The organism is Cytobacillus luteolus, from assembly GCF_017873715.1.
GTDB classification, from domain to species: Bacteria; Bacillota; Bacilli; order Bacillales; family Bacillaceae_L; genus Bacillus_BV; species Bacillus_BV luteola.
Genome location: NZ_JAGGKM010000005.1, coordinates 1 through 24819 on the forward strand (window position 1 = coordinate 1; position 24819 = coordinate 24819).

The 24819-nt window shown below is 39.3% G+C and carries 29 protein-coding genes; 27 read left to right on the forward strand and 2 right to left on the reverse strand.

Annotated features, from left to right (window positions below):
* Positions 1 to 459: 459 nt before the first annotated feature.
* From J2Z26_RS14600 to spoIID, 15 genes are all read left to right on the forward strand, one after another.
* Positions 460 to 834: an NADH-quinone oxidoreductase subunit A gene (locus tag J2Z26_RS14600; protein WP_193470714.1), complete on the forward strand. Its 375-nt coding sequence runs from the start codon at positions 460 to 462 to the stop codon at positions 832 to 834.
* On the forward strand, positions 825 to 1346 hold the full coding sequence (locus J2Z26_RS14605) for a NuoB/complex I 20 kDa subunit family protein (RefSeq protein ID WP_193534771.1): 522 nt from the start codon (positions 825 to 827) through the stop codon (positions 1344 to 1346). Before J2Z26_RS14600 ends, J2Z26_RS14605 begins: the two co-directional genes overlap by 10 nt.
* A gap of 2 nt (positions 1347 to 1348) precedes the next feature.
* Complete coding sequence (locus tag J2Z26_RS14610) at positions 1349 to 2608, forward strand: NADH-quinone oxidoreductase subunit C (protein ID WP_193534770.1); 1260 nt, start codon at positions 1349 to 1351, stop codon at positions 2606 to 2608.
* 3 nt (positions 2609 to 2611) lie between these two features.
* Positions 2612 to 3712, forward strand: a complete 1101-nt coding sequence (locus tag J2Z26_RS14615; protein WP_193534769.1) for an NADH-quinone oxidoreductase subunit D — start codon at positions 2612 to 2614, stop codon at positions 3710 to 3712.
* A complete protein-coding gene (gene nuoH / locus J2Z26_RS14620; RefSeq protein ID WP_193534768.1) occupies positions 3712 to 4713 on the forward strand; it encodes an NADH-quinone oxidoreductase subunit NuoH in 1002 nt (333 codons plus the stop codon). The genes J2Z26_RS14615 and nuoH overlap by 1 nt, the downstream gene beginning before the upstream one ends.
* Positions 4714 to 4751: 38 nt before the next feature.
* Entirely contained in the window at positions 4752 to 5171 is a 420-nt protein-coding gene (nuoI, locus tag J2Z26_RS14625; protein ID WP_193534767.1) for an NADH-quinone oxidoreductase subunit NuoI, read from the forward strand.
* Positions 5168 to 5689, forward strand: coding sequence for an NADH-quinone oxidoreductase subunit J (locus J2Z26_RS14630; RefSeq protein ID WP_193534766.1), 522 nt, complete (start codon positions 5168 to 5170; stop codon positions 5687 to 5689). Before nuoI ends, J2Z26_RS14630 begins: the two co-directional genes overlap by 4 nt.
* Positions 5686 to 6000, forward strand: coding sequence for an NADH-quinone oxidoreductase subunit NuoK (gene nuoK / locus J2Z26_RS14635; protein ID WP_193470707.1), 315 nt, complete (start codon positions 5686 to 5688; stop codon positions 5998 to 6000). The genes J2Z26_RS14630 and nuoK overlap by 4 nt, the downstream gene beginning before the upstream one ends.
* Positions 6001 to 6086: 86 nt before the next feature.
* Positions 6087 to 7955 carry an NADH-quinone oxidoreductase subunit L gene (nuoL, locus tag J2Z26_RS14640; protein ID WP_193534799.1) on the forward strand — a complete coding sequence of 623 codons (1869 nt, stop codon included), beginning with the start codon at positions 6087 to 6089 and terminating at the stop codon, positions 7953 to 7955.
* The gene (locus J2Z26_RS14645; protein WP_193534765.1) at positions 7952 to 9463 is read left to right on the forward strand and encodes an NADH-quinone oxidoreductase subunit M; all 1512 of its coding nucleotides are present in this window, start codon (positions 7952 to 7954) and stop codon (positions 9461 to 9463) included. Before nuoL ends, J2Z26_RS14645 begins: the two co-directional genes overlap by 4 nt.
* 4 nt (positions 9464 to 9467) lie before the next feature.
* A complete protein-coding gene (nuoN, locus tag J2Z26_RS14650) occupies positions 9468 to 10979 on the forward strand; it encodes an NADH-quinone oxidoreductase subunit NuoN (RefSeq protein WP_193534764.1) in 1512 nt (503 codons plus the stop codon).
* Positions 10980 to 11229: 250 nt separating this feature from the next.
* Positions 11230 to 11463 (forward strand): DUF1146 family protein, encoded by a 234-nt coding sequence (locus J2Z26_RS14655; protein WP_193534763.1) that lies wholly within the window; start codon positions 11230 to 11232, stop codon positions 11461 to 11463.
* Positions 11464 to 11610: 147 nt separating this feature from the next.
* On the forward strand, positions 11611 to 12354 hold the full coding sequence (locus J2Z26_RS14660) for a YwmB family TATA-box binding protein (protein WP_193534762.1): 744 nt from the start codon (positions 11611 to 11613) through the stop codon (positions 12352 to 12354).
* A 31-nt stretch (positions 12355 to 12385) separates the two neighbouring features.
* Entirely contained in the window at positions 12386 to 13687 is a 1302-nt protein-coding gene (gene murA / locus J2Z26_RS14665; RefSeq protein ID WP_193534761.1) for a UDP-N-acetylglucosamine 1-carboxyvinyltransferase, read from the forward strand.
* Between the two features lie 183 nt (positions 13688 to 13870).
* The gene (gene spoIID, locus J2Z26_RS14670) at positions 13871 to 14893 is read left to right on the forward strand and encodes a stage II sporulation protein D (protein WP_193534760.1); all 1023 of its coding nucleotides are present in this window, start codon (positions 13871 to 13873) and stop codon (positions 14891 to 14893) included.
* A 48-nt stretch (positions 14894 to 14941) separates the two neighbouring features.
* Here spoIID and J2Z26_RS14675 read toward each other — a convergent pair whose 3' ends face one another.
* On the reverse strand, positions 14942 to 15331 hold the full coding sequence (locus J2Z26_RS14675) for a VanZ family protein (RefSeq protein ID WP_227413606.1): 390 nt from the start codon (positions 15329 to 15331) through the stop codon (positions 14942 to 14944).
* Positions 15332 to 15505: 174 nt separating this feature from the next.
* Between J2Z26_RS14675 and J2Z26_RS14680 the strand changes: the two genes are divergently transcribed.
* The 5 genes from J2Z26_RS14680 to J2Z26_RS14700 all read left to right on the forward strand — a co-directional run bounded on the left by J2Z26_RS14680 (position 15506) and on the right by J2Z26_RS14700 (position 18621).
* Complete coding sequence (locus J2Z26_RS14680; RefSeq protein ID WP_193534759.1) at positions 15506 to 16339, forward strand: stage II sporulation protein SpoIIQ; 834 nt, start codon at positions 15506 to 15508, stop codon at positions 16337 to 16339.
* Between the two features lie 189 nt (positions 16340 to 16528).
* Positions 16529 to 16726, forward strand: coding sequence for a PLD nuclease N-terminal domain-containing protein (locus J2Z26_RS14685; protein WP_193534758.1), 198 nt, complete (start codon positions 16529 to 16531; stop codon positions 16724 to 16726).
* Positions 16727 to 16729: 3 nt separating this feature from the next.
* On the forward strand, positions 16730 to 17635 hold the full coding sequence (locus tag J2Z26_RS14690) for an ABC transporter ATP-binding protein (RefSeq protein WP_193534757.1): 906 nt from the start codon (positions 16730 to 16732) through the stop codon (positions 17633 to 17635).
* Positions 17632 to 18411 carry an ABC transporter permease gene (locus tag J2Z26_RS14695; protein ID WP_193534756.1) on the forward strand — a complete coding sequence of 260 codons (780 nt, stop codon included), beginning with the start codon at positions 17632 to 17634 and terminating at the stop codon, positions 18409 to 18411. Before J2Z26_RS14690 ends, J2Z26_RS14695 begins: the two co-directional genes overlap by 4 nt.
* A 60-nt stretch (positions 18412 to 18471) precedes the next feature.
* Positions 18472 to 18621, forward strand: a complete 150-nt coding sequence (locus J2Z26_RS14700; RefSeq protein ID WP_193470696.1) for a hypothetical protein — start codon at positions 18472 to 18474, stop codon at positions 18619 to 18621.
* A gap of 43 nt (positions 18622 to 18664) precedes the next feature.
* Here the strand turns inward: J2Z26_RS14700 and J2Z26_RS14705 are convergent, their stop codons facing one another.
* Positions 18665 to 19114 (reverse strand): Lrp/AsnC family transcriptional regulator, encoded by a 450-nt coding sequence (locus J2Z26_RS14705; RefSeq protein ID WP_193534797.1) that lies wholly within the window; start codon positions 19112 to 19114, stop codon positions 18665 to 18667.
* A gap of 235 nt (positions 19115 to 19349) precedes the next feature.
* On the opposite strand from J2Z26_RS14705, the gene ggt reads away from it, so the two are divergent.
* The 7 genes from ggt to J2Z26_RS14740 all read left to right on the forward strand — a co-directional run bounded on the left by ggt (position 19350) and on the right by J2Z26_RS14740 (position 24796).
* Positions 19350 to 20960: a gamma-glutamyltransferase gene (gene ggt / locus J2Z26_RS14710; RefSeq protein ID WP_193534755.1), complete on the forward strand. Its 1611-nt coding sequence runs from the start codon at positions 19350 to 19352 to the stop codon at positions 20958 to 20960.
* A 165-nt stretch (positions 20961 to 21125) separates the two neighbouring features.
* Positions 21126 to 21689: a chromate transporter gene (locus J2Z26_RS14715; RefSeq protein WP_193534754.1), complete on the forward strand. Its 564-nt coding sequence runs from the start codon at positions 21126 to 21128 to the stop codon at positions 21687 to 21689.
* Complete coding sequence (locus J2Z26_RS14720; protein WP_193534753.1) at positions 21686 to 22213, forward strand: chromate transporter; 528 nt, start codon at positions 21686 to 21688, stop codon at positions 22211 to 22213. Before J2Z26_RS14715 ends, J2Z26_RS14720 begins: the two co-directional genes overlap by 4 nt.
* Positions 22214 to 22276: 63 nt before the next feature.
* Positions 22277 to 22882 (forward strand): pyroglutamyl-peptidase I, encoded by a 606-nt coding sequence (gene pcp / locus J2Z26_RS14725; RefSeq protein ID WP_193534752.1) that lies wholly within the window; start codon positions 22277 to 22279, stop codon positions 22880 to 22882.
* A 234-nt stretch (positions 22883 to 23116) separates the two neighbouring features.
* Positions 23117 to 23947 carry a DUF1028 domain-containing protein gene (locus tag J2Z26_RS14730; RefSeq protein WP_193534751.1) on the forward strand — a complete coding sequence of 277 codons (831 nt, stop codon included), beginning with the start codon at positions 23117 to 23119 and terminating at the stop codon, positions 23945 to 23947.
* A 238-nt stretch (positions 23948 to 24185) separates the two neighbouring features.
* Positions 24186 to 24368, forward strand: coding sequence for a hypothetical protein (locus tag J2Z26_RS14735; protein WP_193534750.1), 183 nt, complete (start codon positions 24186 to 24188; stop codon positions 24366 to 24368).
* 125 nt (positions 24369 to 24493) lie between these two features.
* On the forward strand, positions 24494 to 24796 hold the full coding sequence (locus tag J2Z26_RS14740) for a DUF4212 domain-containing protein (RefSeq protein ID WP_193534749.1): 303 nt from the start codon (positions 24494 to 24496) through the stop codon (positions 24794 to 24796).
* Positions 24797 to 24819: the final 23 nt, after the last annotated feature.

Below are 24819 nucleotides of genomic sequence, written 5' to 3' on the forward strand. Positions count from 1 at the left end.
TCCCTTGAGGAAACTAGCGTTTCCTCATTTTCAGCTTGGGCTGAAAACAAGCAAAGGAATAAATACTCCTTTGAAAAAACGAGTTTTTTCCAGTCACTTTTCTTTCTCCACCTTGGTGTAGGTACGCTAGATTGCTCGCGCAATCTAGCTAGTGGTGTGGGGGACGAAGTGTCGACAGAGTGGTGTGCATTTCTATACTGGTCCGGAATTTGCCTCCCTTGAGGAAACTAGCGTTTCCTCATTTTCAGCTTGGGCTGAAAACAAGCAAAGGAATAAATACTCCTTTGAAAAAACGAGTTTTTTCCAGTCGTATTTATTCCTTTGCTTGGGGAGGCAAATTCCTAGTATTTAGAAATGGAGGATGTGTCGACACTGGTTGTTGTAAGTGCTATAATGTTTACGGTTACAAGTTTCAAATTATTTACTATATTATTTTTTTAAGGTTATGGAGGGGGCGGCATGGATTTACTTAATCAGTATTTGAACAATTACTTGATTGTAATTGTCTTTTTGTGCTTAGGTATCCTTTTACCGGTTGTTGCATTGACTGCAGGTCGTTTTTTGAGGCCACATGCTCCGAGTGAGGCGAAGTATACGACCTATGAGAGTGGGATTGAGCCATTCCATGATTCGCGAGTTCAGTTTAATGTACGTTATTATATTTTTGCACTTATGTTTGTTATTTTTGATGTAGAGACAGTCTTTTTGTATCCATGGGCTGTTGCTTATGAAAAGTTGGGTATTGTAGCTTTAATTGAGATGTTGATTTTCGTATTAATGTTACTACTTGGGCTAGTCTACGCATGGAAGAAGAAGGTGTTAAAATGGATTTAAAGGATTTGAAGTTAGAGAATATCACTCCAGAGGAAATGGAAGAGTTGCAGCGTAGTGTGTTTTTGACAACGCTTGAGCAGGTGAAGGGTTGGGCACGAAGTAATTCGATTTGGCCATTGACGTTTGGTCTTGCTTGCTGTGCGATTGAGATGATGGGTGTAGGTTCTTCACATTACGATTTAGAGCGTTTTGGATCTTTTTTCCGTACATCTCCTCGTCAGTCTGACTGTATGATTGTTTCTGGAACAGTTACGAAGAAGATGGCTCCTGTTTTGAAGCGTCTTTATGATCAAATGCCTGAGCCGAAGTGGGTTATTGCTATGGGATCTTGTGCGACTGCAGGTGGACCATATGTTAAGTCATATGCAGTTGTTAAAGGTGTAGATCAGATCGTACCAGTTGATGTCTACATTCCAGGATGTCCTCCAAATCCAGCTGCTCTTATCTATGGGATAAATAAATTAAAAGAGAAGATTCGCTACGAAGCTAAGACTGGGAAGAAGGTGATTTAGTCGTGAGCGATAACTTAGAACAACAAAAGAAAGAGGCTGCCGAGCTTGCAAAGCAAAAAGCAGCAGCAGCTGCGAAGGCAAAAGCAGCGGCATTAGCTAAGCAAAAAGCGGCTGAATCTGAGGCAGAATCAAAGCAAGAGGAAGTACAAGCTAAGGCTGACACTTCTGATGATGCTAAAGAATTAGCGAAAAAGAAAGCAGCGGCGGCAGCAAAGGCAAAGGCTGCAGCACTTGCAAAGCAAAAGGCAGCAGAAAGCGTTGGTGAGGCTGAAGAAGCTGGAGACGATGATGTTGCTACAGCCAAAGCTAAGGCAGCGGCAGCGGCAAAAGCTAAAGCGGCAGCAGCTGCAAAGGCAAAAGCAGCAGCTTTAGCAAAACAACAAGAAGCAGAGACTTCTGGTGAAGCTGAAGTAGGCGGAGACGATGATGTTGCTACAGCCAAAGCAAAAGCGGCGGCAGCGGCAAAAGCAAAAGCAGCAGCGGCAGCAAAAGCCAAGGCAGCTGCGCTAGCTAAGCAACAAGGTAGTGAGTCAGGAGAAGGCTCAGCTGATGATGAGAAAGCGAAGGCAATTGCAGCAGCGAAGGCGAAAGCAGCAGCAGCGGCAAAAGCTAAGGCAGCCGCCGCAGCTAAAGCAGGTGGCGGAGACGACTCGGCAGATGATTTAGCGAAAGAAAAGGCAAAAGCAATTGCAGCAGCAAAGGCAAAAGCAGCAGCGGCAGCAAAAGCCAAAGCAGCAGGTGCTGGATCAGATGCTTCTGAGCAAGCTGAAGAGCAAAAGCCATCTCCTAATCAGCCATACCTCGATAAATATGTAAAAGTCATTACAGAACACATTGGGTCAGATGTTTTAGAAGATTCATATATTAATTCGTTATCAAAGGACGTGCCAACACTTGTAGCAAAGGCTGATACATACTTTAAGGTTGCTCAATTCTTAAAGTTTAATGAGCAATTAAGCTTTGATTATGTGTCAGAACTACATGGTTCAGATTTTGAGACTCATATGGAAATCTATGTTCATCTTTTCTCATATAAAAATAGACAATCCGTTGCGTTAAAGGTGAAAATTGATCGTGATCAACCAGTGATTGATTCATTGCAACCGCTATGGGAAGGTGCAAACTGGCCTGAGCGTGAAGCATTTGACTTACTAGGAATTACGTTTAAAAATCACCCGAACCTAACTCGAATCATGTTACCGGAAGATTGGGTGGGATACCCACTTAGAAAAGACTATGAACCTTACGATGTGGAGGTGTAGCATATGATTCGTACAGAAGAAATGCTCCTAAACGTCGGACCGCAACATCCTAGTACACATGGAGTGTTCCGATTAGTCGTCAAAATTGATGGCGAAACAATTACAGAAGCTACACCAGTGATCGGGTATCTTCACCGCGGAACTGAGAAACTAGCAGAAAATCTTCAATACACGCAAATCATTCCATACACTGACCGTTTGGATTATTTATCTGCGATGACAAATAACTATGTTCTTTGCCATGCTGTTGAAACAATGATGGATATTGAAATTCCTGAGCGTGCAGAGTATTTACGTGTTCTTGCAATGGAACTTGGAAGAGTTGCTAGTCACTTAGTTTGGTGGGGGACATACTTACTTGATATTGGGGCAGTAAGCCCGTTCCTTTATGCGTTTAGGGAACGTGAGATGATTATTAACCTATTAAATGAACTTTCAGGAGCACGTTTAACATTTAACTACATGCGTGTTGGTGGAGTAAAATGGGACGCTCCAGAAGGTTGGATTGAAAAGGTTCGTGACTTCGTACCGTATATGCGTAAAGAGCTAGAAGGCTACCATAACCTTGTAACAGGAAATGAGATTTTCCTTAACCGTGTTAAAGGTGTCGGTAAATATTCAAAAGAGGATGCAATTGCTTACTCATTAAGTGGTGCAAATCTTCGTTGTACAGGTGTGAAATGGGATCTTCGTAAAGATGAGCCATATTCAATCTATGATCGTTTTGATTTTGATGTTCCTGTACGTGAAGGTGGAGATGCTTGGGCACGCTATGAAATTCGTATGGCTGAGATTGAAGAGTCATTGAAAATTATCGAGCAAGCTGTCGAGCAATTTCCAGCAGAAGGCGAGATTATGGCTAAGGTTCCAAAAATCATCAAAGCACCTAAAGGTGAAGCGTTTGTTCGAATCGAATCACCACGTGGTGAAATCGGTTGCTACATTGCGAGTGATGGTAAAAAAGAACCGTATCGCTTAAAATTCCGTCGTCCATCTTTTTATAATCTACAAATTCTCCCTAAGCTTCTTGAGGGTGAAAATATGGCAAACTTAATTACTATCTTAGGTGCAATTGATATTGTACTTGGGGAGGTTGATGGATAATGATCGAGAATCTACTAAATTCACCTCCGAGTTGGCTCAATTTTGGAATTTTCTTTGGGCTGGCAACAGCACTACTAATGGTTGTTCTTGGTTTCGTTACGTATGGTATCCTTGCTGAACGTAAAGTCATGGGTTTTATGCAGGGGCGTATTGGTCCGAACCAAACAGGTGGTAGTTGGGGACTCTTACAAACAATTGCTGACGTTTTGAAGCTTCTTTTAAAAGAAGATACAATTCCTAAGCTTGCGGATCGTCCATTGTTTATTCTTGCTCCAATTATTGCATTTGCACCAGCATTCATGGTTTTAGCAACGATTCCTTTTACGGATAAGTTACAATTTGCAAATATTGGGGTAGGTCTCCTTTATTATATTGCTGTATCAGGTATTACAACAGTTGGTATCGTAACCGGTGGTTGGGCATCAAATAACAAGTATGCACTAATGGGTGGTATGCGTGCAGCTGCCCAAATGATTTCCTATGAAATCCCATTAGTTATGTCAGTTATTGGTGTTATTTTATTCACTGGAAGCTTGAACTTAGTTGATATCGTCGAAGCACAGGAGAATGTATGGTACATTTTCTTACAGCCAGTTGGATTCTTAGTATTCTTTATCGCATCTATTGCTGAATTAAATCGTACGCCATTTGACTTACCAGAAGCAGAATCAGAGCTAGTAGCTGGTTTCCATGTTGAATACTCTGGTTTCCGTTGGGCATTTTTCATGCTAGCAGAATATGTTTATCTGTTTGCAATGGCTGCATTAACAACAGTACTATTCCTAGGTGGATGGCATCCTGTTATGTTCCTAGATTTCATTCCAGGAGCAGTGTGGTTTGCATTGAAATTTAGTTTTGTTGTGTTTATTTTAATGTGGATTCGTTATACATTCCCACGTATGCGTGCAGACCAACTGATGGAGTTCGGTTGGAAAGTATTATTACCGGTGGCATTAGCGAACATCTTTATTTCAGCATTAATAAAAGAATTGTTCTTCTAATGCATACTAAATTACCTGAAACAAAGGGGTGACAGAACATGCTTGGTTTACTCAAAGGTTTAAAATATACCCTTAACGGATTAACGATGAAGAGAGTAACGTATGGTTATCCACATGAGCCGTTACCTCTACCGGATCGATTTAGAGGGATTCAAAAGTTTTATCCGGAAAAATGTATCGTTTGTAATCAGTGTGCCAATATTTGCCCGACAGACTGTATTCAGTTAACGGGTAAAAAGCATCCTGATCCAACGAAAAAAGGAAAAATCATCGATACGTATGATATCAACTTTGAAATCTGTATCCTTTGTGACCTTTGTACAGAGGTTTGTCCAACTGAAGCAATTATTATGACAAATAATTTTGAGCTTGCTGAATACAGCCGAGATGAGTTGTTTAAAAACCTTGAGTGGTTGGATGAAAATGATACAAACGTCCGAAAGGAGAATAAAGCGTGAGTTTGACAGGAGAATTTCTCATTTTTATACTTCTTGCAGTCGTAGCCATGGGCGGTGGAATCTTGATGCTCAACTTGTCAAAGGTTGTGCACATGGTCGTTGCATTAGTATTTACATTTATCAGTATTGCTGGTATTTACGTAATGCTTTCTGCTGAGTTTATCGCAGTTGTTCAAATCCTAATATACTCTGGAGCAATTACAATTATTATGTTATTTGGAATCATGCTTACACGCCATAACGATGTAAGTGAACCAAAAACTAGTTGGCCAAGAAAAATAATTGTTTTCCTTGGAGTTATTGGGTTTGGGGTTGCCGTTTATTTTGGAATTTATGATTTAGACCTTGGAACTTATGAGACAACGCTACACGAAAATAATACTGAGCAAATCGGTGTTACCTTGTATACAAAGTTCATTATCCCGTTTGAATTAATGTCTGTTGTATTATTAGTTGCTCTAATTGGTGCCATTGTACTTGCGAAAAAAGATGAAGAAGAGGAGGCGAAAGAGGAATGAGTTCAGTTCCATTATCAGCCTACCTTATCTTAGCACTTATTTTATTTTGCATCGGTTTATATGGTGCACTAACAAAGCGTAATACGGTTATCGTATTAATATCGATTGAATTGATGCTGAATGCAGTTAACATTAACCTTGTTGCATTCAGTAAATTTGGATTAATGCCTAATATTACTGGGCAAATCTTCGCACTATTTGCAATTACTGTTGCAGCAGCAGAAGCAGCTGTCGGATTGGCCATTCTAATTGCGTTATATCGCAACCGTAAAACAGTAAATGTTGACGAAATGAACTCAATGAAAAATTAAGGTTTCTACTTTAAAGATGTTAGAGCATCATGTGAATGATACGAATTTTAGTTCTAGCATCTAATGAAGAAGGGGATTGTGATACGATGATGGAAAATGCATGGATCATTCCGCTTTTCCCGCTTATCTCTTTTTTGTTCCTTCTTGTGTTCGGAAAACAAATGAAAGAATCTAGTGCCTATGTAGGTATGTTTTTAACAGCTATATCATTTGTTTATTCGTTGTTGGTGCTCTTTGAGCGTTTTACAGCACCGACCTACAAGGCTGAGGCGACTTGGCTAACAATTGGGGATGTTCAATTAACAGCGGGTTTTGAAGTGAATCAGTTAAATGCACTTATGTTAGTAATAGTATCGCTAGTCAGCTTTCTCGTTCATATGTATTCAAAAGGATATATGCATGGCGATGAACGCTTTCCAGTATTCTATGCGTATTTAGGCTTATTTACATTTGCAATGTTAGGATTAGTTATTTCTCCTAACCTATTACAAACGTATATTTTTTGGGAGCTTGTAGGTGTTGGTTCTTTCCTATTAATTGGTTTCTACTTTTATAAGGAAGAAGCAAGAGCTGCAGCGAAAAAAGCATTTATTATGACACGTATTGGTGACGTGGGCTTACTAATCGGGATGATTTTATTATTCTGGCAGGTTGGTAGCTTTGAATATGATGAGATTTTCCAAGCAGTTGAAGCTGGAACAATTTCAATGACAATGATTACATTAACAGCGATTTTAATTTTCGTTGGAGCAGTTGGTAAATCTGGTCAGTTCCCATTACATACATGGTTACCTGATGCGATGGAAGGTCCTACACCTGTTTCAGCATTAATCCACGCAGCGACAATGGTTGCAGCAGGGGTATATTTAGTAGCAGCAACCTTCCCATTATTTGCAGCGAGTGAGACTGCATTAATGACAGTTGCTGTAATTGGTGCAATCACAGCTATTTTTGCAGCATCTATCGGTCTTGTGCAAAAAGACATTAAGCGTGTTCTTGCATACTCAACAGTGAGTCAGCTTGGGTACATGATGCTTGCATTAGGATCTGCTGGTTATGTGGCGGGTGTGTTCCACTTAATGACACATGCTTTCTTTAAAGCATTGCTATTCCTAGCAGCAGGTAGTGTTATTCATGCGGTTCATTCACAAAACATCGAGGAAATGGGCGGACTTTGGAAAAAGCTTCGCATTACAGGGCCATTATTTTTAATTGGTACATTAGCAATTAGTGGTGTCCCTTTATTCTCAGGTTTCTTTAGTAAAGAGGAAATCTTACTTGCAACATGGGCACATGGAAACTACGGGTTATTCTGGTTAGCTGTTATTACTGCTTTCCTTACAGCATTTTATATGTTCCGTTTATTCTTCATGGTGTTCTCTGGAGAGTCAAGAAGCAAGCAGAAGAATGTTCATGAGTCTCCAAGTGTGATGACAGTTCCTATGATTGTGTTAGGGGTATTAGCGATTTTTGCTGGTTACGTCAATACACCATGGTTTGGCACGTTTTTAGGAGATTGGCTAGTAGCTGATTCACATGCATTAGGGCATGGCCATGTTTCAGGTCCAAAATGGATTATGATAGTAGCCATCGTAGTATCCTTAGCAGGTATTTTACTTGCCTACTTAATTTACAGTAAAAAATCAATCTCAAGAGATTGGTTAACATCACGTTTCCCAATGACTTACAATGTCCTATACAACAAATACTTTGTTGATGAGCTTTATGAAACAACAATTGTGTATGCTGTAAAAGTGTTCAGCTTGTTCTTAAAATACATCGAACGCTTCCTCATTGGAGGAATTGTAAGTGGTGTGGCAGCTGCTACACAAAATATTGGGAAATATGGATCTAAATTTCAAGATGGTCAAGTTCAAACCTATGCATCTGTTGCATTTGTAGGACTTGCACTACTCTTAGCAATACTTGCTTTAACAGGGGGGTACTTCGGATGAACGAATCATATCTTTTATCGCTATTAGTATTCTCCCCACTATTAGGAATTATTTTATTAGCGTTTGTCCCTAAAGTTCAGGAACAAACGATTAAAATAGTAGGATTTTTAGCAACAGTTCCAGCATTACTACTTTCATTATTTCTATATTTCTCATACAGAGCAGGTGCAGACCTTGCTCAGTATACGGAAAAATATAATTGGTTTGGATTTATCAAGGATGGGCCGTTTTCAGTTGAATATGACTTAGGAATCAATGGTTTCTCTCTAGTCATGATTTTGCTAACAGCCATTCTTTCAACTCTTGCAGCAATTGCTTCCATTCATATTAAAAAAGAATGGAAAGGCTATTTCATGCTATTCCTACTTCTTGAGTTAGGGATGCTTGGGGTATTTGCAGCAGAAAACTTAATTCTATTCTTTATCTTTTTCGAATTAACATTAATTCCAATGTTCTTCCTAATTGGTAAATGGGGTTATTTTGAAAAAGAAAAAGCTGCATTTAGTTTCTTAATTTACAATGGAATCGGTTCTGCCATTCTATTGATTGTTATTATGATTTTATTTGCAAAAACAGGGACTACAAAAATCTCTGCAATTACAGCCATTTTAGCTTCACCACAAGGGACAGTTCCTACATTCGGTGCAATTACAACTGAGTTACGTTATGGTTTATTAATTGCATTAATGGTAGCATTCGGGATTAAGTTACCAATCTTCCCACTACACAGCTGGATGCTTCGAGTGCACGTTCAAGCTCCACCAGCGATTGTAATGCTACACTCAGGGATCCTTTTGAAAATTGGTGCATTCGGTTTAATCCGCTTTGGATTAGGATTTTTCCCGGAAGAGTTTAAATCAATGGCCGTCCTAATTGCTATTCTTGGTGTAATTAACCTATTGTACGGTGCATTTTTAGCATTCATCCAAGATGATTTTAAAATGGTACTTGCCTATTCAAGTATTTCACACATGGGAATTGTCTTGATTGGTCTTGGTTCATTAAATGAAGCAGGGATTCAAGGGGCTATTTTCCAAGTAATCTCACATGGATTAATTTCAGCATTAATGTTCTTCTTAATCGGAGTCATTTATGAGCGTGTGGGAACTTCTATGATCGGGCGTTTAGGCGGACTTGCAAAAGTTATGCCAATAGCCGCTGGATTCTTATTAACAGCAGCGATGGCTTCACTAGGCTTACCTGGTATGTCAGGTTTCGTTGCGGAATTCATGGCGTTTTTAGGTTTATTTAAAGAAATGCCAATTATTGCAGCAGTCGGAGCAATTGGGATTATTATGACGGCTGTCTATTTACTAAGAGCTGTACTAAATGTGACTTACGGAAAACCAAACAACACATATGAAAACGCATTTGACATGCGTCCAATCGAGTTCGTCCCTGTGTTTGTTTTACTTGGTTTAATTGTATTAATCGGGGTATATCCAAATGTCCTTTCACAACCTTTACAGCTTGTGCTTGATACTATAATGATTGGGTTAGGAGGGTAAGCGAATGGATCTCAAGACATTTTTAAGCTTTGAATGGAGTATCATGGCACCAGAGTTTATCATCATCGGTGTAGCTACCCTTCTATCAATCATTGATTTGTTTATGGGGAAAGATAAAAGCCGCAGACCTCTAGGTTGGATCGGAGTTGCAGGGGTAGTACTAGCCATCATTTCACTAGTAGGACTTCTTGATAAAGAAGCAACCTCAATCCTACATGATACTTTCAGATTAGATGGCTTCGGTAAGGCATTTAAACTAATCATGCTAGTTGGGGCAGGAATGGTTCTTCTTTTAGCCATGAACTACGAGCCTAAAGAAGGCATGAAAGAGTACCGTGGGGAATTTTACTACTTACTATTAACAGCCCTTTTAGGTGCGATGGTTATGACATCAAGTGGAGACTTAATCACTCTATTTGTTGGTCTTGAACTATTATCAATTTCATCATATATTTTGGCTGGACTTCGTAAGAAAAACAAACTTTCAAACGAATCAGCAATGAAATATGTAATCAATGGTGGAATTTCAACAGCTTTTATCTTGTTTGGTATGAGTTACGTATACGGATTAACAGGCTCAACAAATCTTACTGAGATTTTTACGCTGTTAAGTAACCTACAAAATGAGAAATTAATTTATGTTCTTGCAATCGCGTTTTTCATGATATTCGTTGGTTTATCATTTAAAATCGCAACAGCTCCATTTCACATGTGGGCTCCAGATGTGTACCAAGGTGCACCAACACCAGTTACTGCTTTCTTAAGTATCGTATCAAAAGCAGCTGGATTTGCGATCATCCTTCGTGTAATGATCATCGTCTTTGGTCAAGTTTCATCTGGAAACGAAGAAACACCAATATTAATTTTCCACCTTCAGGATTACATTGCCTTCCTGGCGGGTGCAACAATGATTATTGGAAATACAATTGCGTTAAGACAACGTAATATTAAGAGACTACTTGCCTATTCAAGTATTGCACAAGCTGGTTATATCTTAGTTGCGTTTGCATCACTATCCTATTTTATGATGGATGCCATTTGGTTCTACCTTGTTGCGTATCTATTCATGAACCTTGGTGTGTTTGCAATCATACAGGTTATTACGGATAAATCAGGCTCAGAAGACATTAGTCAATTCGCTGGCCTATATAAACGTTCACCACTTGTAGCAGTTGCAATGGGTATTTTCATCCTATCTCTTGCTGGTATTCCAGGTACGGCAGGATTTATTGGTAAGTTAAACATCTTCCTTGGTGCATTCGTTACAAGCCCTGCACATTATGTGCTAGCGTCGATCATGATTGCCACAACGGTAGTGTCTTACTTCTATTACTTTGGAATTCTAACGCAAATGTTCTTTAGACCGGCTATAGATGATAGTAAAGTAAAGCTTCCTTCTGGAATACTAATTGTTGTTGTTCTATGTGTAATTGGAACAATCGGCCTTGGTATCTTCCCAGGAATCGCACTTGACTTCCTAAGCCAGTTTGACCGTTTTTCTGATTTTATTGGTTAATTTTTTAGGGGATATGTTTATATAAGAAAGGAAGGGGTTGGGGGACCCCTTCTTTTTGTTGTAAATGGGGTAATTTCGAGTGATTTGTTTCCATTTTAAGGGAATACTTTCCTTTCTGGTAGGAATACTTACCTAAATCGAATAAATACTTACCTGATTCGGTCAAATACTTACTTAATTTTGTTAAATACTTACCAAAATTGATAAAATACTTAATTTTGACTCATTTTAACGATAGGAGGAACACAACATGCTAGCAGGATTCGGCCAACAAGCCTTAATAAGCATCTTTTCACATTTATTGTTTATATCAATCACATGGTGGGCACTACAATCCATTAACTACGAAAAAATTCTAAAACCAAACCACGTTATTCAAGCAAGACTTGTATTAATCTTCACTACAATTGCTATTGGATCAACAGTAAGTAACTTTTTCCTAGACTACTTAATGTGGTCACAGCAGCTTCCATCATTGTTTTAACTATAACTCCGAGATGATCGGGGTTTTTTGTTTGTTAAAAATTAACTCTCGAACCCTCACCAATATTGTCAAAGAATGACGAGTTTTTCCACGTATGTCACTCTAATATCTGGCAAGAATGAGTAGTAAGGAGAGGGAGTGAGCGGTTTGAATAAAATAATCACAGTTAGTATGTCAGTTATTTTTATTTTTACATTGGTTATGTATGGAAGTTTAGAAAGTAGTGCAACGGGGAATAGGCCTATTGATGATATGGTTGAAGTTTTTGAAAAAAATAAGATTACTATCGAAGAATGGTCTTTTTATGCAAAAGAAACGATTACAACCGTACATGATTATGATGATTTTTTAGAACTAGTTCAATTAAAGCAAACACAAACAGACAATCGTTTTAATTGGATCATTACTGAAGAAGAAGAAAAATGGGTAGCAACAGGTATTTATATAGATTCACAAAAAACAGAAACAATAAAAATTTTATCAACCCCCATAAACCAAAAGTCCCATACGTATTTAGTTTATGATGCAAAAGGGACGCAGCTAGACCGCGATTTAGTGGAATCTTTCTATAATTCCTTCGAATCGACAAAGAATGACATCTTTCAAGAAAATCCCACAATTTTCACTTGTTTAAAGGGTGAATACAGTGATAGAATTGAGGGGGTTTTGTATAATCAGGTCGATTATCTTTTAGAAGAATTTAATGCAGACGAAATTGAAGCAACAAAAGAAGAGACATTTGTCTCGGTGTCTGCATATACTGACAACTGGAAGAACGATATTCCAACTTTAAATGAGAAAATGAATATACAAATCGCATTACGAAATTCTGGATTGGATAGTAAGACTACGATTGTAGTTGGAACACCAATCATAACTTCTGAATATTAATATAGAGAAAATGGACGCGGAGGGGAATACCTTGGAAAAAATCATCGTCCGCGGCGGTAAAAAGTTAAACGGCACAGTCAAAGTTGAAGGCGCAAAAAATGCCGTACTACCTGTTATCGCTGCATCCTTGTTAGCTAGTGATGGAAAGAGCATTATATGTGATGTACCCACGCTTTCAGATGTATATACGATTAATGAAGTTCTGCGCTATTTAGGGGCAGAGGTTTCTTTTAAAAATAATGAAATCGTCGTTGATGCATCAGGAGAGCTGAAAACAGAAGCACCATTTGAATATGTCCGCAAAATGCGCGCATCCGTACTTGTTATGGGCTCACTACTAGCTCGTAATGGTCGTGCACGAGTTGCTCTGCCTGGAGGTTGTGCGATTGGATCACGTCCAATTGACCAACATTTAAAGGGCTTTGAAGCAATGGGAGCAGTTGTTAAAGTAGGTAATGGTTTTATTGACGCACAGGTTGAAGGTAAACTTCGCGGTGCAAAGGTTTATCTAGATTTCCCAAGTGTTGGGGCAACTGAAAATATTATGATGGCTGCATCTTTAGCAGAAGGAACATCCGTAATTGAAAATGCTGCAAAAGAGCCTGAGATTGTAGACCTTGCCAACTTCCTTAACTCGATGGGAGCGAAGGTAAGAGGAGCAGGTACTGGAACAATCCGAATTGAAGGTGTAGAAAAATTACGAGGTACTAGACACAATATCATTCCTGACAGAATTGAAGCAGGTACTTTTATGGTTGCTGCAGCAATTACTGGCGGAAATGTACTTGTTCAAGGAGCAGTACCAGAACATTTAAGCTCATTAGTAGCAAAAATGGAAGAAATGGGTATCAAAATTATTGAAGAAAGAGATGGCCTACGTGTAATTGGACCTGAAAAGTTAAAACCAATTGACATCAAGACCATGCCTCACCCAGGATTTCCAACAGATATGCAGTCACAGATGATGGCTTTACTTCTATGTGCAAAAGGCACAAGTGTCATTACAGAAACAGTATTTGAAAATCGTTTCATGCATGTTGAAGAATTCCGCCGTATGAATGGCGATATTAAAATTGAAGGTCGTTCCGTTATTATCAATGGCCCTTCAGAACTTCAGGGAGCAGAAGTATCTGCAACAGACTTACGTGCAGCGGCAGCACTCATTTTATCAGGATTAGTTGCTGACGGTTATACACGTGTAACCGAATTAAAGCATCTAGACCGTGGTTATGTTAATTTCCATGATAAATTAGCTGGCCTTGGAGCTGATATCGAGCGCATCGCTGACCTAACAATCGTTCAACCTGAAGAACAAGCAAATGTAAATATGTAACTTACCCAAAAAGATTAGAGAATCGACTGATGAATTGTCAGATTGGTTCTCTGATCTTTTTTGTTTTGGGCGGCTCCTTTTAAAAAAATAAGGATTGTCTAATCTACTTGTCATAAAAGCTTGTCCTCCTCCATATCATGAAATATAGGCAAGAACACTACACAATAATGGAGGCCAGCATTGATGAACCCATTGAAACCAATAGTCGCACTCGTATCAGTCTTATTCGTTGTCATTTTAATGATCCCTACATTACTTGTCATGCCCTTTGGTGACAAAGTAAGTGGCCAACTTGGAGAAGAGCTTCAAGCTGAAAAGCAAGCAAAGGTGTCACTCCCAACAGGACCTACCTTTGAAGTGGCTGTATATAGGAGTAAATTAAATACTATTGAAAAGGTACCAATTGAAGATTATGTAGTGGGGGTAGTTGCTTCAGAAATGCATGCAAACTTTGAGCCTGAAGCTTTGAAAGCACAAGCATTGGCTGCAAGAACATATATAGTAAAACAATTACTTAATACAGAAAAGATTGGCATTCCTGAAGGTGCAGATGTAGGAGACACGGTCTTATTCCAAGTCTATAAGTCAAAGGATGAACTTAAAAAGCAGTGGGGAAAAGACTATGAAGTTCATTTAGGTAAAATACAGGAAGCGGTTGTACAAACACAAGGTAAGATCTTAACGTATAATAATCAGCCAATCGAAGCACAGTTTTTCTCTACTAGTAATGGGTATACAGAAAACTCAGAAGCATATTGGCAAAATGCATTTCCTTATCTAAAAAGTGTTGAAAGCCCTTGGGACAAAGAGTCTCCAAGATTTTACGATCAAAAAACGATTTCAGTTAAGGATTTTGAGATAGCCCTAGGTGTAAAACTGGGGAATGATAGTACCATTGGAAAAGTGATATCAAGAACTCCTGGCAAGCGTGTAGGAGAAGTAGAAATTGGCAATAAAAAGTTTACCGGACGTCAAATCCGTGAATTGCTCGAATTACGCTCATCAGATTTCGAATGGAAACGCAGCGGCAATAATATCGTTATCTCAACAAAAGGCTATGGCCACGGTGTGGGCATGAGTCAATATGGAGCCAATGGAATGGCAGCTGAAGGGAAAACTCACGAACAAATTATTTCACACTACTACCAAGGCGTCCAAATCACTTCAGCAGACACATACATTACAAAATTCACAGCCAAACAATAACAACAGGGGCCTGACCCCCACTGCGTTAAAGCTTTAACGCGCTGGGGGTCAGGCCCCTTTTTTTGTCAAGTAGAAGCGGCGAATTAAATAGTAGGCTACAAGTACTCCGATTGTATCTTTAACGATGTCGATGACAGTTGCTGAACGGTATGGAACAAAATATTGATGTAATTCATCAATAAATCCATAGGAGATGGCAATTGCAGCAGCAATCTTGCTTGTTTTATGGGTTAGCTTCCCATCAACAGCAAAGGAAAGAACAAATAGGAGATACAGAATACCAAACGCAATTAAGTGAAGAGACTCCTTAAATGCTCGGTCCCATGAATAAGGTGTATCAATAACTGCATCGTGAGGCAGACTCGACAGAATCCATATTAACCCCATATAGACGAAGGGAGCGATTTTAATACTGAAATACATAATACGTTTGAACAAATGAGAAACCTCCTAATATCGCTTAATAAACCCCTCTAAGTATATCATTTTCAAAGAAATTTTAGCTTTTATGTATATTATTTTGATTTTGTCGAAAAATAATCGAAAAAAAGTTTTTAAGAGATGTATATAAAATGCTAGATTTGTTCAGAATGATTGCTGAGGTGATGAAACATGAGAGAGGAAGAAAACAAACGTACTTCTCAAAATTCAAGTTCAAATTTACAACGTTTTTTCAAAAAGCGTTGGGTGTTTCCGGCAATTTATTTAGCTAGTGCAGCAATTATTCTGACAGGTGTGTTATGGTTCCAAAGTGCAAACAATGATGTAGCAGACGATGAGCCAAACATCAACGAGGAACTACCAGGAACAGCACAAAATGGTGAACCAGCTGTACCGGTAAACTCAACAGTCGAAAACTTTGCAATGCCTGTACTTGATGAAGACGCGGTTGAGATTCACAAGCAATTCTATGATGCAGATGGTAGCAAAGAAGATCAAGAAGCAGCGCTAGTATCCTATGAAAACACGTACTATCCGAACAAAGGAATTGACATCGTAGCGAAAGATGGAAAAAGCTTTGATGTAGCAGCTTCACTATCTGGTACAGTTGTCAGATCTGAACAAGATTCTTTATTTGGAAACATTGTTGAAATCGAGCATGCAGAAGGTGTGGTCACAGTATACCATTCACTTGCTGATGTGATGGTTGAACAAGGTGACCGTGTAGATCAAGGTCAAGTGATTGCTAAAGCTGGAAAAAATCTATTTAACAAAGATGCTGACACACATGTTCACTTTGAAATTCGAAACAATGGTGTAGCAGTAAATCCAATCGAGTTTTTTAACCAACCACTAACTTCTTTAGAACAAGAAGAGAGTGCATCAAAACAACCAGCTGAACAAGCAGAAGAAAATACAGAAGATGCTGAAGAAACACCAGCAGATGAAGATAAATCAGAACAAGACGAAAATACAGATGCCTCAATTGGCATGGCAACCGTCTAAACTGACACAAAAAGCCTACCCCTAACCGGGTAGGCTTTTTTGTGTCATCTGGGGCCTGACCCCCGGTGCGTTAACGCATCACCGCGCCGGGGGTCAGGCCCCAAAATAAAAAATTTTATTTTTCATTGAACTTTTTTACTGCGTCCATCGTATTATCTTCGGATAAACAAATTGAGGGGGAAGATGATGATGGCAGAACTTGCACAGTTAAATTGGGCGTTACTTGCACCAATCGCAATAATACAATTAATTTTAATGGTGACAGCATTGGTAGATTTGATTCGAAGTGAGGAAACGAATGGTCCTAAGTTGCTTTGGGTGTTACTGATTTTATTTGTCAGTATGATTGGACCAATTCTTTACTTTGTTGTTGGAAGGAAGAAATAGAGTATGTCATTAGTTACAATTAGCAATCTTACAAAATCGTTCGGAAAAGAAAAAGCTGTGAACAATGTCTCTTTTGAGATCAAAAAAGGAAGTTGTATCGCCTTACTTGGACCGAATGGTGCAGGTAAAACAACAACACTACGAATGCTTGCGGGAATTATTAAGCCAACAAGTGGTTCGATTCAATTTACAGGAATGGAAAAGGGAGATCATCGTCAACATATTGGTTATTTACCTCAGCATCCGGTATTTTATAACTGGATGACGGCTGAAGAATTCCTATTATATGTGGGTCAACTTGCCCATCTATCAAAAAAAGAAGCAAAAGCAAAAACGGATGAGTTACTAGAATTAGTAGGTCTAGTAGATGCAAAGAAAAAGAGAATTCGTGGATTTTCAGGTGGAATGAAGCAACGCTTAGGAATTGCTCAAACAATGATTCATAATCCAAGGCTTATCATGCTTGATGAACCCGTTTCAGCTCTTGACCCTGTAGGTCGCCGTGAAGTGATTGAAATGATGAGAGAGCTTAAGAAACAAACTACCATCCTTTTTTCAACGCATGTCCTACATGATGCTGAGGAGGTATGTGATGATATTGTTATTATCCGTAAGGGTGAGGTTGCTTTGGAAGGAACGTTACCAGAGCTTAGACGCAATCATCAACAACCGCTGCTAACAGTATCAGCTGAAGAAAATATTCAAGACTGGCTTACTAGTATTAAAGAATATGATTGGGTATCAAGTATGAATTCAGATGGCCATACTGCAACAATTTTTGTAACAAATGTTGAGGAAGCGAGAATGAAGTTAATTCAAGACATTTCCTCAAAGAATATCCCAATTACTTCTTTTTCAGTTGGCCGTTCATCATTAGAAGATTTATTTATGAAGGTGGTAAAATCATGAGCCAATGGTTTATTTTATTCAAAAAAGAATGGCTGGAAATGAGTCGTAACTTTAAGTTGTTGTGGATGCCTCTAGTGTTTATCCTTCTAGGAATTATGCAGCCTGTAACGAGCTATTATTTACCTCAAATCCTTGAAACAGCGGGAGAGCTGCCAGAGGGTGCAGTTCTTAACATTCCTGTGCCGTCAAGCGCGGAAGTCCTGGTTGGCACACTTGGACAATACAGTCAGATTGGCGTACTCGTCCTAGCACTTGGCTTTATGGGAATTGTTGCAGGTGAAAGAAGTAGCGGAGTGGCAGGGATGATTCTAGTTAAACCTGTGTCATTTACATCCTACATTACAGCAAAGTGGATAAGTGCGGTGTTACTTGTAGGAATCTCATTTTTCTTAGGAATGGTAGCTTCCTGGTACTATACAACTCTATTGATTGGCGAAATCGCCTTTTCGACACTTCTTAATGGATCGCTTATTTACTTTGTATGGCTTGCGTTTCTAATAACGGTCACTGTCTTATTCAGTTCATTTTTAAAAAGCAGTGGGATAGTTGCATTCGTTACAATTCTTACAGCTATTCTTTTATCTGCAATTACTTCATTGTTATCAAAATGGATGATCTGGTCTCCAGCTCGACTTTCAGGACATTCACACAGCTTCTTTATGACAGAAACAACAGGAGAGCATTTTACCTTAGCAATAACGGTAACCATTGCTTTAATCGTTGGCTTACTAATCTTGGCAACACAGGTATTTAGTAGAAAAGAGCTGACAGAATAAGAGTAAAATACGGCAAGTTCACGCAAACTACAAACGACTATGTAGGAAAGGGTGAACCTAATGCCAGAAAAGAACCAAGGTAGAAATGAACAATTCCAGAAAACAAACGAAGGAAATGCTGCTTATCCTGAGTACAGCGACAGAGAGCACGCAGACAACAAAACGTCTCTTGAAGAAACGAAGGAAGGTAACTGCGGTTATCCGGAATAAATGTAAAAAGACTTTACGGTACTGTGATACCCTAAAGTCTTTTTTATAATTTTAGTCCTGTTCTACTCTTAAAGCGACGTAATAAAATATGGCTCTCAACCCTTGTGATTCCTTCTAAACTATATAGTTCCTCGTTTATAAAGTTCTCTAGCTTTACAAAATCCTCAACTAGAACATGCATATGTAATGTACTAGGGCCAGTCATCTGGTAACAGCTAGCGACCTGGGGATTGTTCGCCAATGCTTCAGCCACCTTAACTAAAGATGCTGGTTCACAGTCTACCTCAAAAAATGCAGAAACCCCTTTACCAACCTTTTCAGAGTTTATCACGACCGAAAATTTTTCAATCACACCATTTTCCATCAGCTGATTGACTCGCTCACGAATGGCTACCCTTGATAGGCTGAGCTCTTTTCCAATATCAACATAGGACATCCTACCGTTTTCAGTTAAGAGTTGAAGGATTTTTTTATCTATTTCATCAAGCTTCAATATGCTCACCAACTTTTTAAAAATATCAGCATGTCTATCTTACCGTACGAACTTTACTTCTCACAATAAATTTTTAAGGTTATTTGTCTAAACTATTGGAATATTAACTTTAACTCTACTATAATTATAAGTATTATGTTAGTTCCGTTTGTTAATTATTTTTAAAAAATGAATTAACAAAGGAAAGTTAATTAGGCAAATATACAACCATATAAATTTAGGGGGAACTTGTATTATGAATTTTGATTACTTGAACCATCCATATCCATCACAAAGAATGACTGCCTTCGCCAAAAATGGAATGGTAGCCACTTCACAGCCACTAGCTGCTCAAGCTGGATTGGATATTATGAAAAAAGGTGGAAACGCAATAGATGCAGCCATTGCGACAGCAGCCTGCCTAACAGTTGTTGAACCAACATCAAATGGAATCGGTGGAGATGCATTTGCACTTGTTTGGGTAAAAGGGGAACTACACGGTTTAAATGCAAGCGGTCCAGCACCGAAAAGCATATCAATAGAAGCAGTAAAAGAAAAAGGTCACGAAAAAATGCCAACATTCGGTTTAACTCCGGTAACAGTACCAGGTGTACCAGCTGCATGGGCAGAGCTTTCAAGAAAATTTGGTAAGCTTCCACTAGCAGAAGTGTTACAACCTGCCATTGAGTATGCTGAAAAAGGGTATCCTCTTTCACCAATTCTAGCTAAGTATTGGAATGGCGGTTACAAACGTTATAAAGAGATTTTTAAAGGTGATGAATACAAAGGCTGGTTTGAAACCTTTGCTCCGGAAGGCAAAGCACCTGGTGTCGGAGAAATGTGGAAATCAGAAGGACATGCAAGCACACTACGTTCCATTGCTGAAACAAACGCAGAGAGCTTTTATCGTGGTGAGTTAGCAGATAAGATTGATGAGTTCTCTAAAACTCATGGCGGCTTCATTTCAAAAGAAGACCTTGCAGACTACAAGCCAGAGTGGGTTCAACCAATCAAGGTTAACTACCGTGGCTATGATGTGTGGGAGATTCCACCAAATGGCCAAGGAATTGTTGCGTTAATGGCGCTGAACATGATGAAAGGTTATGAACTAACTGAAAAAGAATCAGTAGATACATACCATAAGCAAATCGAAACAATGAAACTAGCATTTGTAGACGGTAAGAAGTATGTAACAGATCCTGAAAAAATGAAAGTTACTTCAGAGCAATTATTATCAGAAGAGTTTGCTGCCCAGCGCAGAAGCTTAATCGGCGAAGAAGCACTAACTCCAGAACCAGGAACTCCTCCAAGCGGTGGTACAGTATATCTAGCAACAGCTGATGGAGAAGGCAACATGGTTTCGTTTATCCAAAGTAACTACATGGGCTTTGGCTCAGGAATCGTAGTACCAGGTACGGGGATTGCGCTTCAAAACCGTGGAGCAGATTTCTCATTAGATCCAGAGCATGATAATGCACTAGAACCAGGCAAGAAAACATTCCATACAATCATCCCTGGCTTCTTAACTAAAGATAATGAAGCAGTTGGACCATTCGGCGTAATGGGTGGATACATGCAACCACAAGGACATGCACAAGTGATCATGAATACAATTGACTTTAACCTAAACCCACAAGCAGCCCTTGATGCAGCTAGATGGCAGTGGATGGAAGGAAAAACCGTTCAAGTTGAACCAACCTTCCCAACCCACATCGCACAAGCATTAGCGCGAAAAGGACACAAAATTGAAGTAGCCCTAGACACAGGTGGCTTCGGCCGCGGCCAAATCATCTGGCGTGACCCAAAAACAGGCGTCCTCTCAGGCGGTACTGAATCAAGAACAGACGGCTCAATCGCAGCATATTAATGCGTTGAAGTAGTGGGGGTCAGACCCCCGGTGCGGTAGTGCGTTAAAGGAGTGGGGGTCAGGCCCCCATCGCAGTAACGCGTTTAACCAACGGGGGACTGACTCCCACCACAGCAAAGCGGTAAAACAACAGAGGGCAGGTCTCTCGCGAAGAAGGGATTTTTTATGAAGCATTGGCATTTATTTTTAGCTTTTTTTAAAGTAGGTATATTAGGTTATGGTGGTGGACCATCTTCCATTCCTCTTGTTCATAAAGAAGTAGTTGACACGTACAAATGGATGAACAATGATGAGTTTGCTGATGTGCTGGCTCTAGGCAATACCCTACCAGGCCCAATCGCAACGAAAATGGCTGGGTATATCGGCTATCGTGTAGCTGGCGTACTAGGGATGATTAATGCGATCGTGGCAACGATTGTTCCAACAATTATTCTTATGATTATCCTATTAACATCTTTAACCTCATTTAAGGACCAACCATGGGTCGCTGGCATGACAAAAGCAGTTGTCCCGGTTGTTGGTGTGATGCTAGCTGTATTAACTTGGCAGTTTCTAGATGGTGCGAAAAAAGGACTAGGCTGGCTAAAAGTAGCTATTCTTGGAGTCATTAGTCTAGTATTTTTAGAAGGTTTCGGCATTCATCCGGGAATTATCATCGCCATTCTTTTACTGGCAGCCATCCTCCAAAAAGATAAGCAAGAAGTGAAAGAAGGGGGGGCGTCAAATTGATTTATTGGCAACTCTTTCTCGCCTTCTTTATACCGGGAATACTTGGCTATGGCGGCGGACCAGCGTCCATTCCCCTTGTTGAAAATGAAGTCGTTCACAATTATGAGTGGCTAACGGTTAATGAATTCAGTGAGGTGCTTGCTCTAGGTAACGCATTACCCGGACCGATTGCAACGAAAATGGCTGGGTATATTGGCTTTGCAGAAGCAGGTGTATTAGGAGCAGTTGTCGCTGTTTTTGCAACAGTTGCACCCTCACTTATTCTCATGATCGGCTTACTCGGATTACTTTATAAATTCAAGGATTCACCAAAAGTAAAGCGTATGACAAACTACATTCGCCCAACGATTGCAGTACTTCTCGGACTAATGGCCATTCGTTTCTTTATCACATCTTACGAAGGCACTGGCGCATGGCAAACACTTTTTCTAGTCGTAGCAAGCTTTTTATTAATGGAAAAGTGGAAGGTCCATCCAGCCTATGTGATTGTAGGGGCACTTGGATACGGAGCATTATTTTTATAAAAAACTTAGAGGTCAGGCATACATAGCCTGACCTTCATCTAAAGTGAAAGGTGACAGACAATTATGAAAACATTATTACTAACAGGCTTTGAGCCGTTCCTAGGCTTTCCCATCAACCCGACAGAGCAAATTGTAAAAGCACTAGATGGCCAAACTATTGGAGGATATCAAATTGTAGGTAAGATTCTACCTGTTGATTTTGCAGAATCAGCGGTAAAGTGCTTAGATTATTTTACCGAAGTTCAACCAGATGTTGTAATTTCTCTAGGGCTAGCAGGTGGTCGTTCAAAAATTACACCTGAACGAATTGCAATCAATGTGCGTGATGGTGAAGCAGATAACCGTGGTGTGAAACTTCAGGATTCTCCCATTGAAGAAGAAGGACCAGCGGGTTATTTTTCAACACTCCCAATACGTCGTTTCGTAGATACACTTCAGGAGAAAGGACTACCGGCTAACATCTCAAATTCTGCGGGTACGTATCTTTGTAATAACGTGATGTACTCTGTGTTACATAAGATTGAAAAAGAAGGGCTAAATGGTGTACGCGCTGGCTTTATTCATATCCCTGCTTCGCATGAGCTAGCTGTGAAACATCCGAAACTACCAAGTTGGTCTGGGGCCGATCTAGAAAAAGCAGTAACATATATGATTGAAGTGCTAGATTAGGGGGAATACGAATAATTCAGGGAGAAAGACGAGTATTTTTCTAGAAAGACGAATAAATTAGAATGGTAGACGAGTATTTTAAAAATTTAGCGAGAATAGTACTCTTTTCGACGAATATCTCAGTCCATATGAAAAATGAAGAGCCTGATAAAGGAAAATTTACCTTATTCAACACCCAAACTATGTTTTCAAACCAATATTCTTATAAACAAACTAATAAGGAGGCCAAAAATCATGACATTTTCAATCGTAGGATTCGATCCGAAAACAAAAGAACTAGGAATTGCGACACAATCAAAGTTTTTAGGTGTAGGAGCTGTGGTTCCTTGGGCAGTAGCTGGAGTGGGAGCAGTGGCAACTCAGTCATATGCTAACACATCATATGGTCCCAATGGACTGGACTTAATGGCATCAGGTAAAAGTGCACAAGAAACGCTAGATATTCTTACATCAAATGATGACCAAAAAGAATTTAGACAAGCTGGGATTGTTGATGCAAATGGGAATTCAGCTACCTTCACAGGAGAGAAGTGTTACGACTGGGCAGGTGGAATTGCAGGAGAAAACTTTGCTGCACAAGGAAATATTCTAGTAAGTGAAGAAACAGTTCAAGCAATGGCAAGTACATTCCAAGAAACTGAAGGTTCGCTAGCAGAGCGTTTATTAGCTGCATTAGATGCAGGACAAGCAGCGGGTGGAGATAGTCGCGGAATGCAGTCGGCCGCTCTACTTGTTGTAAAAGAAAAAGGTGGCTATGGTGGATACAATGACCGCTTTATAGACCTTCGTGTAGACGACCATCCAGATCCAATCAAAGACCTACTTCGCATTTATCAATTACAACAATTATACTTTGCACCAACGAAGGAAGAGAACATTCTTGAAATAACTGGTGAAGTACAAAACGAACTTACTACTCATCTTAAAAGATTAGGTTACTTAATAGACGATAACCTATTTAAAGCACTAACCACCTATATCCACACAGAAAACTTCGAGGCCCGCGAACAGGCAGAAGGCAAAATTGATCGTGATATTTTGGAGTATATGAAAAACCAAGCTTAATAGAATCTAGTAAAGTGTCAGCAACGTTGCTGGCACTTTTTAGTCTGCAAAATTTGTAGAAAAATTAATTATAATTTTTATATAACAACTATTGACGGTGGACAGTTAAATAAGCATAATTTAATTACTAGAATTTTCATAAAATTAACACATCTATATTACAACTATCACTATAGTGAAAAAGCCTTTCTAGTAGGCTACCAATGACAGCGCTTACATAATAGGGGGTAATTCGACATTGCTAATCTTATTCTTCATCCTTCTGATAACAGGTGGTAGTCTATTTTTTGCTTTCAAGAAAAAGCGACCACAGTTCTTACTCGTACCATTTGCATCCATCTTTGCTTACTTCATTGTTGAAATCATACTCTTTCCTGCACCTTTGTCCGACACACTCAAATTCATCTTTGGTCTACGCTAAGTTACTTCCGTAAATTTTCATGTTAGTAAAACTCATATTGAAACTCAAAACGAAAGGCGGTGGTGACTCCTACTCTACTCGTCTCATGATCAAGCTAGTGTAAAAGATTAATGGAGGTGGACCTTTTGAAAAAAATTGATAAAAAAATCGCGGATGGCTATTTCCGTGAGCGGACTCGTAATATCATTATCTACTTAATTATTTGGTTTATCGTTTCCTTTGGTGTTGTATTTTTTGCAGAACCTTTAAGTGGCTTCTCAATTAACGGATTTCCGTTCCACTACTTTATGGGAGCACAAGGTGCAGTAGTGACCTTTATTGTCCTTCTTTTTATCAATGCAAAAGTGAGTGACAATATAGACCGTAAATATGGAATTGATGAAAGCAAAAATGAGCAAATTAGCTCCGGTAAGGTACTTGATCACTAGAAATGAGTTGCTTTTTAAAAAGG

Excerpts from the sequence above, each read along its gene's own strand:
- J2Z26_RS14600 (WP_193470714.1), top strand. The coding sequence starts at position 460 with ATGGATTTACTTAATCAGTATTTGAACAATTACTTGATTGTAATTGTC.
- J2Z26_RS14605 (WP_193534771.1), top strand. The coding sequence starts at position 825 with ATGGATTTAAAGGATTTGAAGTTAGAGAATATCACTCCAGAGGAAATG.
- J2Z26_RS14615 (WP_193534769.1), top strand. The coding sequence starts at position 2,612 with ATGATTCGTACAGAAGAAATGCTCCTAAACGTCGGACCGCAACATCCT.
- nuoH (WP_193534768.1), top strand. The coding sequence starts at position 3,712 with ATGATCGAGAATCTACTAAATTCACCTCCGAGTTGGCTCAATTTTGGA.
- nuoI (WP_193534767.1), top strand. The coding sequence starts at position 4,752 with ATGCTTGGTTTACTCAAAGGTTTAAAATATACCCTTAACGGATTAACG.
- nuoK (WP_193470707.1), top strand. The coding sequence starts at position 5,686 with ATGAGTTCAGTTCCATTATCAGCCTACCTTATCTTAGCACTTATTTTA.
- nuoL (WP_193534799.1), top strand. The coding sequence starts at position 6,087 with ATGATGGAAAATGCATGGATCATTCCGCTTTTCCCGCTTATCTCTTTT.
- J2Z26_RS14645 (WP_193534765.1), top strand. The coding sequence starts at position 7,952 with ATGAACGAATCATATCTTTTATCGCTATTAGTATTCTCCCCACTATTA.
- nuoN (WP_193534764.1), top strand. The coding sequence starts at position 9,468 with ATGGATCTCAAGACATTTTTAAGCTTTGAATGGAGTATCATGGCACCA.
- J2Z26_RS14655 (WP_193534763.1), top strand. The coding sequence starts at position 11,230 with ATGCTAGCAGGATTCGGCCAACAAGCCTTAATAAGCATCTTTTCACAT.
- spoIID (WP_193534760.1), top strand. The coding sequence starts at position 13,871 with ATGAACCCATTGAAACCAATAGTCGCACTCGTATCAGTCTTATTCGTT.
- J2Z26_RS14680 (WP_193534759.1), top strand. The coding sequence starts at position 15,506 with ATGAGAGAGGAAGAAAACAAACGTACTTCTCAAAATTCAAGTTCAAAT.
- J2Z26_RS14685 (WP_193534758.1), top strand. The coding sequence starts at position 16,529 with ATGGCAGAACTTGCACAGTTAAATTGGGCGTTACTTGCACCAATCGCA.
- J2Z26_RS14690 (WP_193534757.1), top strand. The coding sequence starts at position 16,730 with ATGTCATTAGTTACAATTAGCAATCTTACAAAATCGTTCGGAAAAGAA.
- J2Z26_RS14695 (WP_193534756.1), top strand. The coding sequence starts at position 17,632 with ATGAGCCAATGGTTTATTTTATTCAAAAAAGAATGGCTGGAAATGAGT.
- J2Z26_RS14700 (WP_193470696.1), top strand. The coding sequence starts at position 18,472 with ATGCCAGAAAAGAACCAAGGTAGAAATGAACAATTCCAGAAAACAAAC.
- ggt (WP_193534755.1), top strand. The coding sequence starts at position 19,350 with ATGAATTTTGATTACTTGAACCATCCATATCCATCACAAAGAATGACT.
- J2Z26_RS14715 (WP_193534754.1), top strand. The coding sequence starts at position 21,126 with ATGAAGCATTGGCATTTATTTTTAGCTTTTTTTAAAGTAGGTATATTA.
- pcp (WP_193534752.1), top strand. The coding sequence starts at position 22,277 with ATGAAAACATTATTACTAACAGGCTTTGAGCCGTTCCTAGGCTTTCCC.
- J2Z26_RS14730 (WP_193534751.1), top strand. The coding sequence starts at position 23,117 with ATGACATTTTCAATCGTAGGATTCGATCCGAAAACAAAAGAACTAGGA.